The 15235-nt window shown below is 72.1% G+C and carries 14 protein-coding genes; 5 read left to right on the forward strand and 9 right to left on the reverse strand.

Features of this window, described 5'->3' with window-relative positions; all coding sequences use genetic code 11:
* The first annotated feature begins 44 nt into the window (after positions 1–44).
* The 5 genes from GA0070624_RS22625 to GA0070624_RS22645 all read left to right on the forward strand — a co-directional run bounded on the left by GA0070624_RS22625 (position 45) and on the right by GA0070624_RS22645 (position 5927).
* A complete protein-coding gene (locus GA0070624_RS22625) occupies positions 45–1223 on the forward strand; it encodes an ABC transporter ATP-binding protein (RefSeq protein WP_091344263.1) in 1179 nt (392 codons plus the stop codon).
* Positions 1220–2200, forward strand: coding sequence for an ABC transporter permease (locus tag GA0070624_RS22630; RefSeq protein WP_091344267.1), 981 nt, complete (start codon positions 1220–1222; stop codon positions 2198–2200). The genes GA0070624_RS22625 and GA0070624_RS22630 overlap by 4 nt, the downstream gene beginning before the upstream one ends.
* A 3-nt stretch (positions 2201–2203) precedes the next feature.
* Positions 2204–3265, forward strand: coding sequence for an ABC transporter permease (locus GA0070624_RS22635; protein ID WP_091344271.1), 1062 nt, complete (start codon positions 2204–2206; stop codon positions 3263–3265).
* A gap of 173 nt (positions 3266–3438) precedes the next feature.
* On the forward strand, positions 3439–4446 hold the full coding sequence (locus GA0070624_RS22640) for an ABC transporter ATP-binding protein (RefSeq protein ID WP_091344274.1): 1008 nt from the start codon (positions 3439–3441) through the stop codon (positions 4444–4446).
* A 68-nt stretch (positions 4447–4514) separates the two neighbouring features.
* Positions 4515–5927, forward strand: coding sequence for a GH1 family beta-glucosidase (locus GA0070624_RS22645; protein WP_091344277.1), 1413 nt, complete (start codon positions 4515–4517; stop codon positions 5925–5927).
* A gap of 224 nt (positions 5928–6151) precedes the next feature.
* On the opposite strand, the gene GA0070624_RS22650 is transcribed toward GA0070624_RS22645, so the two are convergent.
* From GA0070624_RS22650 to ctaD, 9 genes are all read right to left on the reverse strand, one after another.
* Positions 6152–7414 (reverse strand): ROK family transcriptional regulator, encoded by a 1263-nt coding sequence (locus GA0070624_RS22650; protein WP_091344280.1) that lies wholly within the window; start codon positions 7412–7414, stop codon positions 6152–6154.
* A gap of 127 nt (positions 7415–7541) precedes the next feature.
* The gene (gene qcrB, locus GA0070624_RS22655) at positions 7542–9302 is read right to left on the reverse strand and encodes a cytochrome bc1 complex cytochrome b subunit (RefSeq protein WP_091344283.1); all 1761 of its coding nucleotides are present in this window, start codon (positions 9300–9302) and stop codon (positions 7542–7544) included.
* Positions 9299–10162, reverse strand: coding sequence for a QcrA and Rieske domain-containing protein (locus GA0070624_RS22660; protein ID WP_091344287.1), 864 nt, complete (start codon positions 10160–10162; stop codon positions 9299–9301). Before GA0070624_RS22660 ends, qcrB begins: the two co-directional genes overlap by 4 nt.
* Positions 10159–10902, reverse strand: coding sequence for a cytochrome bc1 complex diheme cytochrome c subunit (gene qcrC, locus GA0070624_RS22665; protein WP_176731823.1), 744 nt, complete (start codon positions 10900–10902; stop codon positions 10159–10161). The genes GA0070624_RS22660 and qcrC overlap by 4 nt, the downstream gene beginning before the upstream one ends.
* A gap of 90 nt (positions 10903–10992) precedes the next feature.
* Complete coding sequence (locus GA0070624_RS22670) at positions 10993–11388, reverse strand: c-type cytochrome (RefSeq protein WP_091344292.1); 396 nt, start codon at positions 11386–11388, stop codon at positions 10993–10995.
* A complete protein-coding gene (locus tag GA0070624_RS22675) occupies positions 11385–12293 on the reverse strand; it encodes a cytochrome c oxidase assembly protein (RefSeq protein WP_245719176.1) in 909 nt (302 codons plus the stop codon). Before GA0070624_RS22675 ends, GA0070624_RS22670 begins: the two co-directional genes overlap by 4 nt.
* On the reverse strand, positions 12290–12691 hold the full coding sequence (locus GA0070624_RS34205) for a hypothetical protein (protein ID WP_141715134.1): 402 nt from the start codon (positions 12689–12691) through the stop codon (positions 12290–12292). Before GA0070624_RS34205 ends, GA0070624_RS22675 begins: the two co-directional genes overlap by 4 nt.
* Positions 12691–13317, reverse strand: a complete 627-nt coding sequence (locus GA0070624_RS22680) for a cytochrome c oxidase subunit 3 (RefSeq protein WP_091344300.1) — start codon at positions 13315–13317, stop codon at positions 12691–12693. Before GA0070624_RS22680 ends, GA0070624_RS34205 begins: the two co-directional genes overlap by 1 nt.
* Positions 13314–15233, reverse strand: a complete 1920-nt coding sequence (ctaD, locus tag GA0070624_RS22685; RefSeq protein WP_091344305.1) for a cytochrome c oxidase subunit I — start codon at positions 15231–15233, stop codon at positions 13314–13316. Before ctaD ends, GA0070624_RS22680 begins: the two co-directional genes overlap by 4 nt.
* Positions 15234–15235 lie beyond the last annotated feature (2 nt).

The raw sequence follows: 15235 nt of genomic DNA on the forward strand, positions 1-15235 counted from the left end.
GTCACCCCACGGTGACACAGACACCCCGAAGACAGGAACTCGGCATGACGTTGAGCGAAAGCGCGGCGGCGCCGGTCAACGAGGTGGTGCTGGAGGCCGTCGGCCTGACCAAGCATTTCCCCGTCCGCAAACGGCTGCGTGACCTCTTCTCGCGCACGCCGACAGCGGTCCACGCCGTCGACGACGTATCGTTCGCGCTACGCCGCGGCCAGGTGACCGCGCTGGTCGGTGAGTCCGGATCCGGCAAGTCGACGGTGGCCCGGCTGCTGGCCCAGCTCCACCGCCGCACCGCCGGCGACATCCGCCTGCACGGTGTATCGACCACGGTCCGCGGCGGTCGCGCGTTCCGGTCGTACGTGCGACGCGTCCAGCTGATCCTGCAGGACCCGTTCGCGTCGCTCAACCCGGTGCACACGATCCGCTACCACCTCACCCGGTCGCTGCGGATCCACGGCAACGCCGGGCGCACCGCCGAGGACCTGGAGAAGGCCCTCGGCGAGCTGCTCACCCGGGTCAGCCTCACGCCGGCCGAGCGCTACCTGGACGCGTTCCCGCACGAGCTCTCCGGCGGCCAGCGGCAGCGCGTCGCGATCGCCCGGGCGCTCGGGGCCGACCCGGAGGTCCTTCTCGCCGACGAACCGGTCTCCATGCTCGACGTCTCGATCCGACTCGGCGTGCTCAACCTGCTGCGGGACCTCAAGGACCGGCTCAACCTCGCCATCCTCTACATCACGCACGACATCGCCTCGGCCCGCTACTTCGCCGACGAGACGATCGTGATGTACGCCGGCCGCATGGTCGAGGGCGGCGACAGCGAGACGGTCACGCAGAATCCGGCCCACCCGTACACCCGGCTGCTCATCGAGTCGGCGCCCGACCCCGATCGCATTACCGGCGCCGCAGATGCCACCGGCCAGGACCGCGGGAACGGGGAGCCGCCAAGCCTCATCCGGCCGCCGGCCGGCTGCCGGTTCCACCCGCGCTGCCCGCACGTCATGCCCCGCTGCAAAGTCGACCTACCGCTCCGGCTGGAGATCGCCGATCGGCCCGGCCACTGGGCGGCGTGCTGGCTCTACGACCCGGCCACCGTCGCCGCCGAAGGCTCGGCCTCCGCCGCCCCCGACGCGGACCCGACGATCGGGCCGCCACCAGCGGCGAGGACCGGGCCTAGGAGCTCCGCTCCGGCTGTGCCGCTGATCCATCGGGCGGAGGACGCACGATGAGGTTCCTGCTGCAACGCATCGCGTTCTACCTGTTTACCGCGTGGGCGGCGATCACCCTCAACTTCTTCATCCCGCGGCTGATCCCGGGCGACCCGGTTCAGTCGCTCATCTCGCGCAACCAGGGCCGGATCAGCGCCGACGCCATCCAGTCGCTCTACGTGTTGTTCGGCCTCGACAAGAACGAGAGCGTCTGGCAGCAGTACCTCAACTACTGGAACCAGCTCTTCCACGGCGACCTGGGCCTTTCGTTCACGTTCTTCCCAACGCCGGTGTCGACGGTTATCGGCGACAGCCTGCCGTGGACCGTCAGCCTGGTCGGCATCACCACGATCGTCAGCTTCTTCCTCGGCACGGCGCTCGGCGTCGGCGCCGGCTGGCGGCGCGGCTCGTGGATCGACGGCCTGCTGCCGGCCACGACGTTCCTGTCCTCGATCCCGTACTTCTGGCTGGGCCTCGTCGCGATCGCCCTGCTGGCCGGGCCGGGCAGCTTCTTCCCGTCCTCCGGCGGCTACGAGCCGGGCCTCGTGCCGGCGTTCGACCAGTACTTCGTCCCGAGCGCGATCCAGCACAGCATCCTGCCGGCCGCCACCATCCTGATCTCCTCGATGAGCGGGTGGATCCTCAGCATGCGCAACATGATGGTCACGGTCTCGTCGGAGGACTACATCACGGTCGCCCACGCGAAGGGCCTGTCGGAGCGCCGAGTGGCATTGAGCTACGCCGCCCGCAACGCGCTGCTGCCCAACGTCTCGGGCTTCGCGCTGTCCCTCGGGTTCATCGTCGGCGGCACGCTGCTGGTGGAAATCGTCTTCTCCTACCCCGGTCTCGGGTTCCAGCTCTTCCAGGCGGTCGGCGCCAAGGACTACCCGTTGATGCAGGGGATCTTCCTGATCATCACGATCTCCGTGCTGGTGGCGAACCTGCTCGCCGACGTCGCGTACCTGCTGCTCGACCCGCGGACCCGAAAGAGTGGCTGACCGATGACCATCTCACCCTCCAGCATCGACCAGGTCATCCCCGGCCAGGGGGCGATGGCCCAGCCGTCGACCGCGCCCGGCAAGGCGAGGCGCCGGTTGCGGTTCATCGCCAACGCCAAGGCCGCGACCGGCCTGGTCCTCCTGGGCATCTACGGCCTATTCGCGATCATCGGGCCGTGGGTGGCGCCGTACGATCCGGACGCCCGCAGCAACGACATCCTGCAGGCGCCGTCGGCCAAGCACTGGTTCGGGACCTCCCACCTGGGCCAGGACATCTTCAGCCAGATCCTGGTCGGCACCCGAAGCGTCGTCGTCGTGGGCCTGATCGCCGGCGTGGTGGCGACGGTCTTGTCGATCATCATCGGCGTGACGTCCGGCTACCTCGGCGGCGTAGCCGACGAGGGCCTGTCGGCACTGTCCAACGTGTTCCTGGTCATCCCGGCGCTGCCGCTGATCATCATCGTGACGTCGGTCGTCGACCGGGCCAGCGACACGCTGGTCGCGCTCATCATCGGGCTGACGTCGTGGGCGTGGGGCGCCCGTGTGCTGCGCGCGCAGACGCTGTCGCTACGCCGCCGCGACTACGTGGAGGCGGCCCGGGCCACCGGCGAGTCGACGTGGCGCATCATCATCTTCGAGATCCTGCCCAACCTCACCGCGATCATCGCGTCCGGCTTCGTCGGTACGGTCATCTTCGCGGTCATGTCGGAGATCACGCTCGCGTTCATCGGCATTTCGTCGGTCTCCTCATGGAACTGGGGCACGATCCTGTTCTGGGCGCAGGGCCAGCAGGCCCTCGCCCAGGGCGCCTGGTGGTGGTTCGTGCCGGCCGGGCTGGCCATCGCGCTGCTGGGCACCGCCCTCGCACTGATCAACTTCGGCATCGATGAGTTCGTCAGCCCCCGGCTGCGCAGCGGCGGCCGGACCCGGGTGCGGACGGCGGACGGGCGCACCGTACGCATGCGGGTCGGCTTCACCCCGGTGCTGGCGCCGCGACCCGCCCCGCCGTCCCCGCGGCCGCGCTCCGAACCGGTAACCGGGCAGCGGAAGGAGGCCGCCCGGTGAGCGCGAGGAGTGCAGCGAAGCGGAGCCCCGCAGTCGCGAACCACGGAGGGTCCCGGTGAGCGCGAGGAGTGCAGCGAAGCGGAGCCCCGCAGTCGCGAACCACGGAGGGTCCCGGTGAGCGCGAGGAGTGCAGCGAAGCGGAGCCCCGCAGTCGCGAACGAAGGAGGGTCCCGGTGAGTGAGCGCTTATTGGAGATCAGGAAGCTCTGCGTCGACTACGGACTCGGCGACGAGGCGGTGCACGCCGTCCGCGAGGTGGACCTCACGCTGCACCGCGGCGAGGTGCTGGGGCTGGCTGGGGAGAGCGGCAGCGGCAAGTCGACTCTGGCGTACGGGCTGACCCGGCTGCTCCCCCCGCCCGGGGTGGTCAGCGGCGGCCAGGTGGTCTACCACCCCGCCGACGGCCCGCCGGTCGACGTGCTGTCCATGACCCCCGCGCAACTGCGGGCGTTCCGCTGGGCCGAGACGTCGATCGTGTTCCAGGGCGCGATGAACTCGCTCAACCCGGTGCACCGAATCTCCACCCAACTGCTCGACGTGATCAAGGCGCACGAGCCGCGGATTACCCCGGAGCCCCGGCTGGCCCGGGCCCGGGAGCTGCTGCGGCTGGTCGGAATCTCCGCCGACCGGCTGGACAGCTACCCCCACCAGCTCTCCGGCGGAATGCGGCAGCGGGTCATGATCGCCATGGCGCTGGCGCTGGAACCGCAGATCGTCATCATGGACGAGCCCACCACGGCCCTGGACGTGGTGATGCAGCGGCAGATCCTCGGCCAGCTCGCCGAGCTGCGCGGGCGGCTCGGCTTCGCGGTGCTGTTCATCACCCACGACCTGTCGCTGCTGGTCGAATTCTCCGACCGGATCGCCATCATGTACGGCGGCCGGATCGTCGAGGAGGCGCCCGCGGCCGAGCTGTACCACCGGGCCCTGCACCCGTACACCGAGGGGTTGCTGCACTCCTTCCCGGCGCTGCGCGGCCCGCGGCGCGAGCTGACCGGCATCCCCGGGGCGCCGCCGGACCTGCGCGCCATGCCCGGCGGCTGCGCCTTCCACCCCCGCTGCCCCCGGGCGTTCACCCCCTGCGACAGCCGGATACCGCTCCTCGGCCCGCCCGCCGACGGCGACCCCGGACGCGCCGTCGCCTGCTGGCTGCACCCCGCCGCCGAGGCGGTCACCCGGTGACCCGCCCCGGCCCGGCGACCACCCGCGTACCCGTTCCCGATACACCATTCGCGACCGCGAGGAGAACCATGGACAGCGACCTCACCATCCCGGCGACCACGGGGCAGGCGGACCCGATCGACACCCTCCCGCCGACGTTCCGGTGGGGGGTGGCGACCTCGTCGTACCAGATCGAGGGCGCGGTCGCCGAGGACGGCCGCAGGCCGTCCATCTGGGACACCTTCTGCCGGGTGCCCGGCGCGGTGGCGAACGGCGACACGGGCGACGTTGCCTGCGATCACTACCACCGGATGCCGCAGGACGTGGCGCTCATCGCCGACCTGGGCCTGGACACGTACCGCTTCTCGGTGGCCTGGCCCCGGGTGCAACCCGACGGGCGGGGGCCGGTGAACCCGGCCGGGGTGGCCTTCTACGACCGGCTGGTCGACGAGCTGCTCGGCCGCGGGATCGACCCGTGGGTCACGCTCTACCACTGGGACCTGCCGCAGGCGCTGGAGGACGCCGGCGGCTGGCCGGCCCGGGACACCGCCCACCGGTTCGCCGACTACGCGGAGCTGGTCTTCGACGCGCTCGGCGACCGGGTGCGGACCTGGACCACGTTGAACGAGCCGTGGTGCTCGGCCATGCTCGGTTATTTCTACGGTCTGCACGCCCCGGGCCGCCGTGACCTGGGCGACGCGATCGCCGCCGCGCACCATCTGCTGCTTGGTCACGGGCTGGCGGTGCGACGGCTGCGGGCGGCGGCCAGCGGACCGCTGGAGCTGGGCATCACCGTCAACCTGGCCACCGCCGATCCGGCGACCGACAGCCCGGCGGACCGGGACGCGGCGCGCGCCGCCGACGGCCTGGGCAACCGCCTCTACCTCGACGCGCTGGTCCACGGCCGGTACCCCGAGGACGTGGTGGCCGACCTGGCCCGCGAGGGGGTGCGCATACCTGTGGAGGCGGACGACCTGGCGGTCATCTCCACCCCGTTCGACGTGCTCGGCGTCAACTACTACTTCGGCCAGCTCTACTCCGGTGTGGATGACGATGGGCGGGAGCAGGACGCCGACGGCCGGCCGGTGCGGCGGGTGGTCCCGCGGGACCTGCCCCGCACGGCGATGGGCTGGGAAATCGTCCCGGAGTCCTTCACCGACCTGCTGGTGCGGCTCAGCCGGGACTACCCGGGCGTGCCGATCGTGATCACCGAGAACGGCGCGGCCTTCGACGACCAGCCGGACGCCGACGGCTTCGTGGCCGACGACGACCGGGTGGCGTACCTGGCAGAGCACCTGCGCGCGGTGGCCCGGGCCCGGCTCACCGGGGCGGACGTGCGCGGCTACTTCGCCTGGTCGCTGCTGGACAACTTCGAGTGGGCGTACGGCTACGACAAGCGGTTCGGCATCGTCCGGGTCGACTACGACACCCAGCGGCGGACCCCGAAGCGCAGCGCGCTCTGGTACCGCGAGACGGTCCACCGGATCCGCGGCGAGCGGTGAGCCACCGCGAAGCGGCCGCCCGGGCCCTCCCCGGGCGGCCGCTTCGCCATCGGCTCGGGCGCGAAATGCCGATCTGACCTGCACCGGCGGCGCCAACCAGAAGTGGACCCTGCCGTCCTGGGCGAGGGTCGGGCCGGCGGCGGTGTCGCCGGCCCGCCCGCCAGCGGGCCCGGGAGCGGGCGCGCCGACGGCTCAGCGGGCCCGGGAGCGGGCGCGCCGACGGCTCAGCGGGCCCGGGACCGCGGGCGGCGCGCCGGCCGCCGGGGTGCAGGCATGATCCGGGCCGACGCGTCGCGGGCGACGCCACCGTCGCGCAGCAGCCGGGCCATCGGCAGGGTGGCCGCGCCCATCGCGACCGCGTCGGGTCCGAGCTGGCAGAGCTCGATCGAGGACTGCGCGTACGGCTGGCGCAGGGCGTGCCGCGCCGTGGCCTCGCGGATCCGCGGCAGATACCGGTCCCCCAGCGCGAGACCGGCCCACCCGCCGAGCACCACCCGCTCCGGGTTGAACAGGTTGACCAGCGTGGCCACGCCCGCGCCCAGGTAGCCGACCGTCTCGTCGAGCACCTTGGCGGCCGTGCGGGTCGAGGAGCGCAGCAGTTCGCCGAACGCGCTCTCCTCGTCGCCGCCGGGCACCGGGCGGCCCCGATTGGCCTGTCGGAACCGGTCGAGCACACCCTCCGCGCCGACGTACGCCTCGAGGCAGCCGAGGTTGCCGCAGCGGCAGCGGCGACCGCCGTACACGATCGTGGTGTGGCCCCACTCGCCGGCGCTGCTGTGCGCGCCCCGGTAGCTCACCCCGTCGGCCACCACGCAGGCCCCGACCCCGGAGCCGACGAGGGCGATGACCGCGTGCCGGGTGCCCCGGCCGGCACCGAACCACATCTCCGCCTGGCCGAGGGTCTTCGCGCCGTTGTCGACGTGCACGGGGATATCGGTGCCGGCGCGCAGCATCGCCCCCAGTGGCACCCCGTCCCAGCGGAGCGTCTGGGCGTGCACGACGGCGTCGGCGGTCCGTTCCACCGTCCCGGACACCGCCACGCCGAAGCCGAGCACCGCCGCGGGGTCGACGCCGGCCTGCTCGATGACCGCGGCCAGCCCGTGCAGCAGGTGGGCCGCCACGTCGTCCGGGTCCGGCTCGGCGGCGGCGATCGGGTACTCCGCCTTGGCCAGCGCGGTCATCGCCAGGTCGAAGAGCTCGACCTGGACGCGGGTCTCGCCGACGTCGGCGCCGACCAGGTAGCCGTAGCCGGGGGCGACGCGCAGCAGCACCCGGGGACGACCGCCGTCGGACTCGACCGAGCCGGCCTCCTCGACGATCCCCTCGTCGATCATCTCCCCGACCAGGTTGCTCACGCTGGCCAGGCTCAACGCGGTGGTCTGGCCCAGCTCCTGGCGGCTGAGCGGGCCGTCCAGCCAGATCCGGGTGAGCAGCACCGAGCGGTTGGCGCGGCGCATGTCGCGCACGGTGGTGCGTCTGGCGTCCATGTCCGCGGTCGTCCTTTCCCGGGCGCCACCGGCCGGCGGCCCCACCCAGGATGCATCAACGCCACGATTAATGCCATGAACCAAGAGTTGACGTAAGGAGGTGTGGGCCTGTCCGGCCCTTCACCGGTCAGCCGGGCGTCTGCCGTCCTCCCGGTTCGCGATCCGCCCGCTCCTGCTCCCGTCGTCGCTGGTCCCGCCGCCGGTCGACGAGGGCGGCAATGAGCAGGGAGCCGGCGGCCATCGCCCGTCCCCACCGGCGGAGGGCGGCGCGGACCGGTCCGGCCGGCGGAGGCGCCGGCGGCCCCGGCACCACCACCCGCTCGACGCCCGGGTAGGCGAGCCGGGCGGCGGCGACCGCTTCCTCTTCCGACAGCACCGGCCTGCTGCTGGTGAGGATCACCCCGTCGGCCCCCTGGCGGTAGCGCCATCGCCAGGCGTCCCGCTCCGGCCACAGCTCGATCCGAGGTGTGGCGGGCCCCTCCCGGCTCTCCCCCGGCGGGTTCTCCTCGGGGCGCTCCGCGTCGTCGGTCGACCGGTCCCGCCGGCCGGCCGCCCGCCGGAACTCCGTCCCGGTGAGGTCACCGAGGCGCCGGCTGTCGCCCACCCGCATGGCCCGCGCGGTCAGGAACGCGAGCAGCCCGGCCGGGATCGGCAGGACCAGAGCCAGCACGCGCAGCACCGACAGGACGTCGGACAGCGGTACCCGCAGCAGCCGGGCGATGATGTCGTCCGCCGCCGCGATCACCAACACCGCGTAGAACGCGATCACGCCGACCCCGATGCCCAGCCGGGCCGGGTGCTGACGGGGGCGGTCGAGCAGCTGGTGTGACCGTTTCTCCCGGGTGCGCAGGCGCTCCGCGAACGGCCATGCGTAGAGCGCGGCGAAGGTCAGACCGCCGAGCACCGCCCCGGGAAAGAACGGCGCCGGCACGAGGTGGCCGAAGACCCGGAACTCCACCGGGGGGAACAGCCGCAGCGCGCCCTCGCCCCAGGCGACGTACCAGTCGGGCTGGGCGGGTGAGGAGATCTGTGCCGGTTCGAAGGGGCCATAGATCCAGACGGGGTTGATCTGGGCCAGCCCGCCGAGCGCGAACAGCACCGCCAGCACCCAGGCGAACAGGGCGAGCGTCCGCAGCGTGTAGCTCGGCCACAGCCGGGAGCCGACCACGTTGTGCTCGGTACGACCGGGGCCGGGGAACTGGCTGTGCTTCTGCCGGACCAGGATCGCCAGATGCATCGAGACGAGCGCGACCAGCACGCCGGGGACCAGCAGGACGTGGGTGATGAACATCCGCGGAATCATGACGTCTGAGGGGAACTCGCCCCCGAAGGCGAGGAACGCCAGCCAGCTCCCGATGACCGGGGTCGACAGCACCACCGAATGAATGATCCGCAGGCCGGTCCCGGACAACAGATCGTCTGGCAGGGAGTAACCGGTGAATCCGTTCAGCAGGGCGAGCGCGAGCATGGTGACGCCGATCAACCAGTTGATCTCGCGGGGCTTGCGGTACGCCCCGGTGAAGAAGATGCGCATCAGGTGCAGCACGATCGCGCCGACGAAGAGCAGCGCGGCCCAGTGGTGGGTCTGCCGGAGCAGCAATCCGGCCCGTACGTCGTAGCTCAACTCCACAGTGGACGCGTAGGCGGCCGAGGTCGTTGCGCCGTCCAGCGGCGCGTAGTCGCCCTGGTAGACCCGGTCCGCGGAGCTGGCGTCGAAGAAGAACGTCAGGTAGACGCCGGTGAGGATCAGGGCGACGAACGCGTAGAGCGCTATCTCGCCCAGCATGAACGACCAGTGGTCCGGGAAGACCTTCGCCAGCGCCCGCCGGGCGACCGGCGAGAGCCGGAGCCGGTCATCCACCGCCCGGACGAGCCGGTCGACGATCATGGCCGACCCCAGTAGCCGGCGCCGGGCGGGGAGGTGAAGTCACCGGTGGCTCGCAGAAACCCCTCCGGATCGACCTGGACCGGCAGGCCGGGAAGGCTTCGGGCGGCCGGACCGGCGACCGGGCGGGCCGCCGCGAGCAGGTCGAACGAGGACTGGTGGCAGGGGCAGAGCAGGCGGCCGGCGCCTTTGAGGTAGATGCGGACGGGGCAGCCGGCGTGGGTGCAGAGCATCGAGTAGACGACCAGTCCGTCGAGGTGTCCGGCGGGCGGGGGGTCCGAGAAGCGCTGGGGGTCGAGGCGTACGGCGAAGGCGGGGGCGTCCCCGGCGTCGGTGCGTCCCTCGGGGAAGACCGCGACCATGGTGTCGGCGGGTACGTCCGCCGGGCGCAGCGGGCGCCCCTCGGCGTTGACCAGCCGCACTCCGGGCGCCCAGTCTGTGTCGCGCAGCGCCTGGGCGGGTCGGGTCCGGTGGAGGGGCAGCAGCGAGCGCAGCGGGAACAGCGCCGCGACACCGAGCGCGGTGAGCGCGAGACCGAGCGCGGCGAGCAGTCCGCGTCGGCGCAGTGGGCTGTCCTCGTCGCTGAGGGCCGCCGCGGCCAGCGCCTGCTCCGGCGGCGGTGGCGTGAACCCCTCGTGTTCCTCGACGTACCCGCCGGTCGGCACCAGTCGGCGCGCCCAGGTGGCCAGGCCCAGGGCCAGCCCGGCGAACGCGACGGCGAGGGATGCCCCCTCCCACTGGGTCTGTCCGCCGAGTCCGTACGTCACCGCGAATCCGACCGCACCCGCGGCGCTGATGATGAAGGCGAGGACGATCCGGCGGCCCGCCGTCCGCTCGGCCGCCGTTGGTCGCCGGCCGCTCACTGGTCCGCCCTCCTGCCCAGCCAGCGGACGAAGAGCAGCAACAGGGCCAGACCGGCCACCCAGGCGAGCACACCCTCCGTCGACGGCCCCAGCCGGCCGAGGGGATTGCCACCCCGGTCCAGCCGCTCGCTCTGCATCAGCCGTACGTAGCTGGTGAGGTCGTCGACCTGCCGGTCGGTGAGCACCTGGCTGGGGAACGCCGGCATCAGCCCGGGACCCACCCGCACCGCCTCGGCGACCTGGACCGCCGTCGCGTCGTACAGCGGCGGGGCGGTCCAGCCGTTCGTCAGGGCGCCCCCGGCACCCGTCGCGGAGTGGCAGGGCGCGCAATTGGCGGCGAACAGCTCCCGCCCCGCCACGACGTCGCCCGGGGCGACCCGCGGGAGCTGCGGCCCCCCGCCGCCGAAGCTGGCGACGTGCCCGACCAGGGCCCGGATCTCTTCGGCCGAGAAGACCGGATCCCGGCGCCTCGGCTGCTGCTCCTCCCGGGCCAGCGGCATCCGTCCGGTACCTAACTGGAAGGCCACCGACGCCGGCCCCACCCCGATGAGTGACGGCCCCCGCTGCGTCCCCTGCCCCTGCTCACCGTGACAGGTGGCGCAGGTACGCAGGTAGAGGTCGGCGCCGGGATCGCCGGTGGCCGGAGCACCGGCGGGTGCCGGTGGGGCCGGCGAGCCACCGGGCGTCGGCGCCGGTGCGAGCGCGAGCGGTCCCACCACGATGACCAGCGCGGTCCCCACCGCCAGGGCCCGGCGTGGGTGCGGACCGCACCGCCCGAACGCGCCGCTTCCGCCCCTGGGTCCGTCGGCTCTTCCTCGCACGTCCACGGCTCAGTCCAGGGTGTAGAGGTAGGCGGCGATGTCCTGCGCGTCGATCGGGTCGACGCCGAGGGCGGGCATGGCCGTTCCGGGCTCCACCGCCTGCGGATTCGAGATCCAGCGCCGCAGGTTGTCGGCGTTGTTGGGCAGCTCGCCGGCGATGTACGAGCGGGCACCGAACCGGGTCAGCGGTGGACCGACGAGACCGTTGGCCCGGTTGATGCCCGGGATGGTGTGGCAGGAGCCGCAGCCGTACTGCTGGATGAGTTCGGCGCCCCGCTCCGGATTCCCGGTACGTGACTCGGGCGGCGGTGACGGGTCGGTCCGGCTGCACGCGGGCACGGCGACCAGGACCGACATCGCCAGCAGGACGGGCCACCGGACCCCGATCCGACGAGGAATCCTCATCCCACCAGCCTTTCCGTCCGCGCCTCGACCGCGGGATCCCCGTTCCACCGGTCGCCGCTGGCCGGCACCGACCGGTCAGCGTCGAGCCGCTCCCGCTGCAGGAGCCAGCGCAGGAACATGGCCAGCGTCGCGACCAGGACGGCCACGTCCATCGGCGCCCACATCAGCAGACCCGCCAGTTGCTGATCCGCCAGCGGATCGGTGCCGAACACCTGGGCGGGATAGACCGGTTCGGGGGCGAAGGTCAGCACCGCGCCCAGCGCGGAGGCCGGCAGCATGGTGCCGAGCAGCAGCAGGACCGCCACCGGGGCGGGCGGCCGGTGGCGCGGCGAGCCGACCACCGGCGTCCAGAGCAGCCACGCCGACCCGACGAAACACAGATGCTCCACGGCGTGCACGACGGGATGCTCCAGCGCGGCGACGTAGGTCGTCGGCAGGTGCCAGATCCAGAGCACCAGGGTCTGCGCCCCGCCGGCCAGCAGCGCGTACGTCGTCGGCCGGCGCAGCCACCGGGCGGCCGGGGTGACCCGCCAACGGGCCAGCCGCCGGCGCAGCGGCACCGAGCAGACGAGGCTCACCGGCAGCCCCGCGACCCCGGCCGCGAGCAGCGGCCCGGCCAGTAGCAGAAGGAGCATGTGCTGGGCCATGTGTCCGGCGAACGAGCCCTCGGCACGCTCGTGGACCGGGCCGCCCTGAGCGGCGAGGACGACGAGCAGGCCGGCACCGAAGGCGACCACGCGCCAGACCGGCACGACCCGGCCGAGGCCGCGGCGTGCCCACAGCTCGTGCACACCGCGTCCGTACCCCGCGGCGACCAGGGCCAGCGACACGACGAGCACCATCGCCAGCAGGCCTTCCGCGACGGAGCCCCGGCCCGGGTCCATGCTCGCCCCGGTGGCGGTCATCGTTGACACGGCGGCAGCACCAGCACGGCGACGCCACCCAGCACGATGATGGCCAGGAAGAGCAGGTTCGCCCAGATGCCGACCACGGCAAGCATCCGGGCCCGGCCGAATGACGGATCGTCCTCGCGCCCGCGCTGCGCCCGCGCGGTCCGCCGCCATGCCAGGGTTGCGACCAGCAGGGCCCCGACGGTGGCGACCGCCGGGACGACCACCGCGAGCCAGACGGCCTGCCAGAGCGGGACCTGTGCCACGGTGTCGGCCCCGGTGGCGCAGGTGAGCTCGTCAAGGCTCCAGCCGACGAACAGGTGCACCGCCCAGGCGAGCGCGCCGCCCAGCACGCCGTACCAGAGCAGCAGCCCACCGGTCAGCCGGGCGCGGTGATCTGGCTGGACGCTCATCACAGCCTCGGCGAGAGGTAGATGGTGAACAGGATGGCGGCCCAGACCACGTCGACGAAGTGCCAGTAGATCGCGACGTTACGCACCCGCTCGTGCCGGCGGGCGCCGAAGCGGCCGCGCCGCAGGGACGCGGCGAACAGCCAGCTCAGCATCGTCAGCCCGACCAGCACGTGTAACCCGTGGAAGCCGGTGATGAGGTAGAACAGCGATCCGTAGACGTCGGTGGTGAGGGTGAAGTGCCGCAGCGTCTCGGCATACTCCGTGGCCAGCAACGTCAGGAAGGTGGCGCCGAGCAGCAGCGTGGTGGCCAGTCCGGCGCGCAGCCGCCAGCGTTGACCGCGGCGGATGCCGTGCTCCGCCCAGATCACCGGCAGGCTGCTGGGCAGCAGCACCGCCGTCATCACCAGTGGCCGGAGCAGTTTCGGTGCCTCGATCCCGTGCGGGGGCCAGTGGGGACCGTACTGGAAGCGCAGATAGAAGTAGCTGCCGAGCAGGCAGGCGAAGAGGGTGGCCTCGGTGGTGACGAAGAGCACCATCCCCCACCAGCCGGTGGGCCGGCCGACCGGTAGCTCGGTGCTCAGCGCCTCGGCCCCGGTCGCCGCCGCGACGCCACCACGCCCCGTCATGCCGCCGCCTCGTCCGCCCAGCGGGGTGGCCAGGCCCAGACCGCCACCGTCGCGGCCACCGCGACCACCGCGAGGCCGGCCAGCGGGTACCAGCCGAGGAGCAGCGCGGTGAAGAGGACCAGCAGCGCCGTGGCGAGGACGAGCGGCTGCAGGCTGGCCTCCGGCATCCGCACCGCCCGCTCGTAGCGCGCGTCCAGCTCGCTGGTGAACACCGTCCGACGTCCGTCGCTCAGGATGCGGTCCTCGGTCGCGCCCGGCCCGGTCGACTCGGCGGTGCGCTCGTCCCACACGGGATGCAGGCTGTGCACCCGGGGCACCACCGGGAAGTTGTACGGCTCCGGCGGGGAACTGGTCGACCACTCCAGGGTGTCCCCGCCCCACGGGTCGGCCGGGGCGGGTCGGCCGCGGCGCAGCGCGTGCACCACCCCGACCAGCACCAGCAGCAGACCGAGGGCGAGCAGGTACGACCCGGCGGTGCTGAGCAGGTTCCACCCGTCCCAGCCCAGGTCGCCGCGGTACGTGTAGACCCGGCGCGGCATGCCGAACAGGCCGTACAGGTGCATCGGAAAGAAGGTCACGTGCATGCCGGCGAACACCAGCCAGAACGCCCATCGGCCGAGCCGCTCGTGGTACATCCGGCCGGTGATCTTCGGCAGCCAGTAGTACAGGCCCGCGAGCATCGGGAAGACCGCGCCGCCGATGAGGACGTAGTGGAAGTGCGCCACGACGAAGTAGGAGTCGGTGACCTGCTGGTCGAACGCGGTCAGCGCGAACATCGCCCCGGTGAAGCCGCCGAGCACGAAGGTCACGATGAACCCGATCAGGAACAGCAGCGGTACCCGGACGACCAGCCGGCCGAGCAGCATGGTGGCCAGCCAGGCGAAGATCTGGATGCCGGACGGGATCGTGATGATCGAGCTGGCCGCGCTGAAGAAGCTGTACGACAGCTGGGGCAGCCCGGTGGCGAACATGTGGTGCACCCACACCCCGAACGAGATGATCGAGATCGCCACGATGGAGAGCACGATCAGTGGGTAGCCGACCACGCCCCGGCGGGTGAACGCGGGCAGCACCGCGGAGACGATGCCCAGCGCCGGCATCACGATGATGTATACGTCCGGGTGGCCGAAGATCCAGAACAGGTGCTGCCAGAGCAGCACGTTGCCGCCGGCCGACGGGTCGAAGAAGTGCGTGCCGAACCGGCGGTCGAGGAACAGCATGGCGTTGTCCGCGTTCAACGCGGGCAGCGCAAAGATGACCATGAACGCGGTGGCCACGATCGCCCAGACGAACAGTGGCACCCGGTTGAGTGACATCCCGGGGGCGCGCAGCTTGAGCGCGGTGACGATGAAGTTGATCGAGCTGGCGGTCGTCGAGATGCCGAGGAAGAGCAGGCCGAGGGCGTACACGTCCATGTGCAACCCGGGATTGTGCTGCTCCTGGCTGAGCGGGGCGTAGGCGAACCAGCCGTTGTTCGGCGCCGCGCCGAACGGCAGGCTCGCCCACATGAACAGGCCGGCGAACAGGAAGATCCAGTAGCCGAGCGCGTTGAGCTTCGGGAAGGCCATGTCCCGCGAGCCGATCATCAGCGGGACGAGGAAGTTGCCGAAGCCGAAGAGCATCGGGGTGGCGAACAGGAAGATCATCGCCGTGCCGTGCATGGTGAACAGTTGGTTGTACTCCCGCGGGGAGAGGATGCCCGCCTCCGGTCGGGCCAGCTGGGTCCGCATCAGCAGGGCGCTGAGGCCGGCGAGCACGAAGAACAGACCGGCCGTCACCAGGTAACGGCGGCCGATTCGCTTGTGGTCGATGGTGCTGAACCAGGACCGGACCGACGGCCGCTCACCCCAGTGTTCGGCGAGCCGGTCCAGGTCCTCCCGGCTGACCCCCGACGAGGGCGGGGCAACAGTCGACATTC

The sequence above is a fragment of the Micromonospora rhizosphaerae genome, from assembly GCF_900091465.1.
Taxonomy (GTDB): Bacteria; Actinomycetota; Actinomycetes; order Mycobacteriales; family Micromonosporaceae; genus Micromonospora; species Micromonospora rhizosphaerae.

What these genes read in the sequence shown, in the direction of transcription:
- GA0070624_RS22650 (WP_091344280.1), bottom strand. Translation starts at nt 7,414, where the DNA reads ATGGACGCCAGACGCACCACCGTGCGCGACATGCGCCGCGCCAACCGC.
- GA0070624_RS22630 (WP_091344267.1), top strand. Translation starts at nt 1,220, where the DNA reads ATGAGGTTCCTGCTGCAACGCATCGCGTTCTACCTGTTTACCGCGTGG.
- GA0070624_RS22625 (WP_091344263.1), top strand. Translation starts at nt 45, where the DNA reads ATGACGTTGAGCGAAAGCGCGGCGGCGCCGGTCAACGAGGTGGTGCTG.
- GA0070624_RS22635 (WP_091344271.1), top strand. Translation starts at nt 2,204, where the DNA reads ATGACCATCTCACCCTCCAGCATCGACCAGGTCATCCCCGGCCAGGGG.
- GA0070624_RS22680 (WP_091344300.1), bottom strand. Translation starts at nt 13,317, where the DNA reads ATGACGGGGCGTGGTGGCGTCGCGGCGGCGACCGGGGCCGAGGCGCTG.
- GA0070624_RS34205 (WP_141715134.1), bottom strand. Translation starts at nt 12,691, where the DNA reads ATGAGCGTCCAGCCAGATCACCGCGCCCGGCTGACCGGTGGGCTGCTG.
- GA0070624_RS22675 (WP_245719176.1), bottom strand. Translation starts at nt 12,293, where the DNA reads ATGACCGCCACCGGGGCGAGCATGGACCCGGGCCGGGGCTCCGTCGCG.
- GA0070624_RS22670 (WP_091344292.1), bottom strand. Translation starts at nt 11,388, where the DNA reads ATGAGGATTCCTCGTCGGATCGGGGTCCGGTGGCCCGTCCTGCTGGCG.
- ctaD (WP_091344305.1), bottom strand. Translation starts at nt 15,233, where the DNA reads ATGTCGACTGTTGCCCCGCCCTCGTCGGGGGTCAGCCGGGAGGACCTG.
- qcrB (WP_091344283.1), bottom strand. Translation starts at nt 9,302, where the DNA reads ATGATCGTCGACCGGCTCGTCCGGGCGGTGGATGACCGGCTCCGGCTC.
- GA0070624_RS22645 (WP_091344277.1), top strand. Translation starts at nt 4,515, where the DNA reads ATGGACAGCGACCTCACCATCCCGGCGACCACGGGGCAGGCGGACCCG.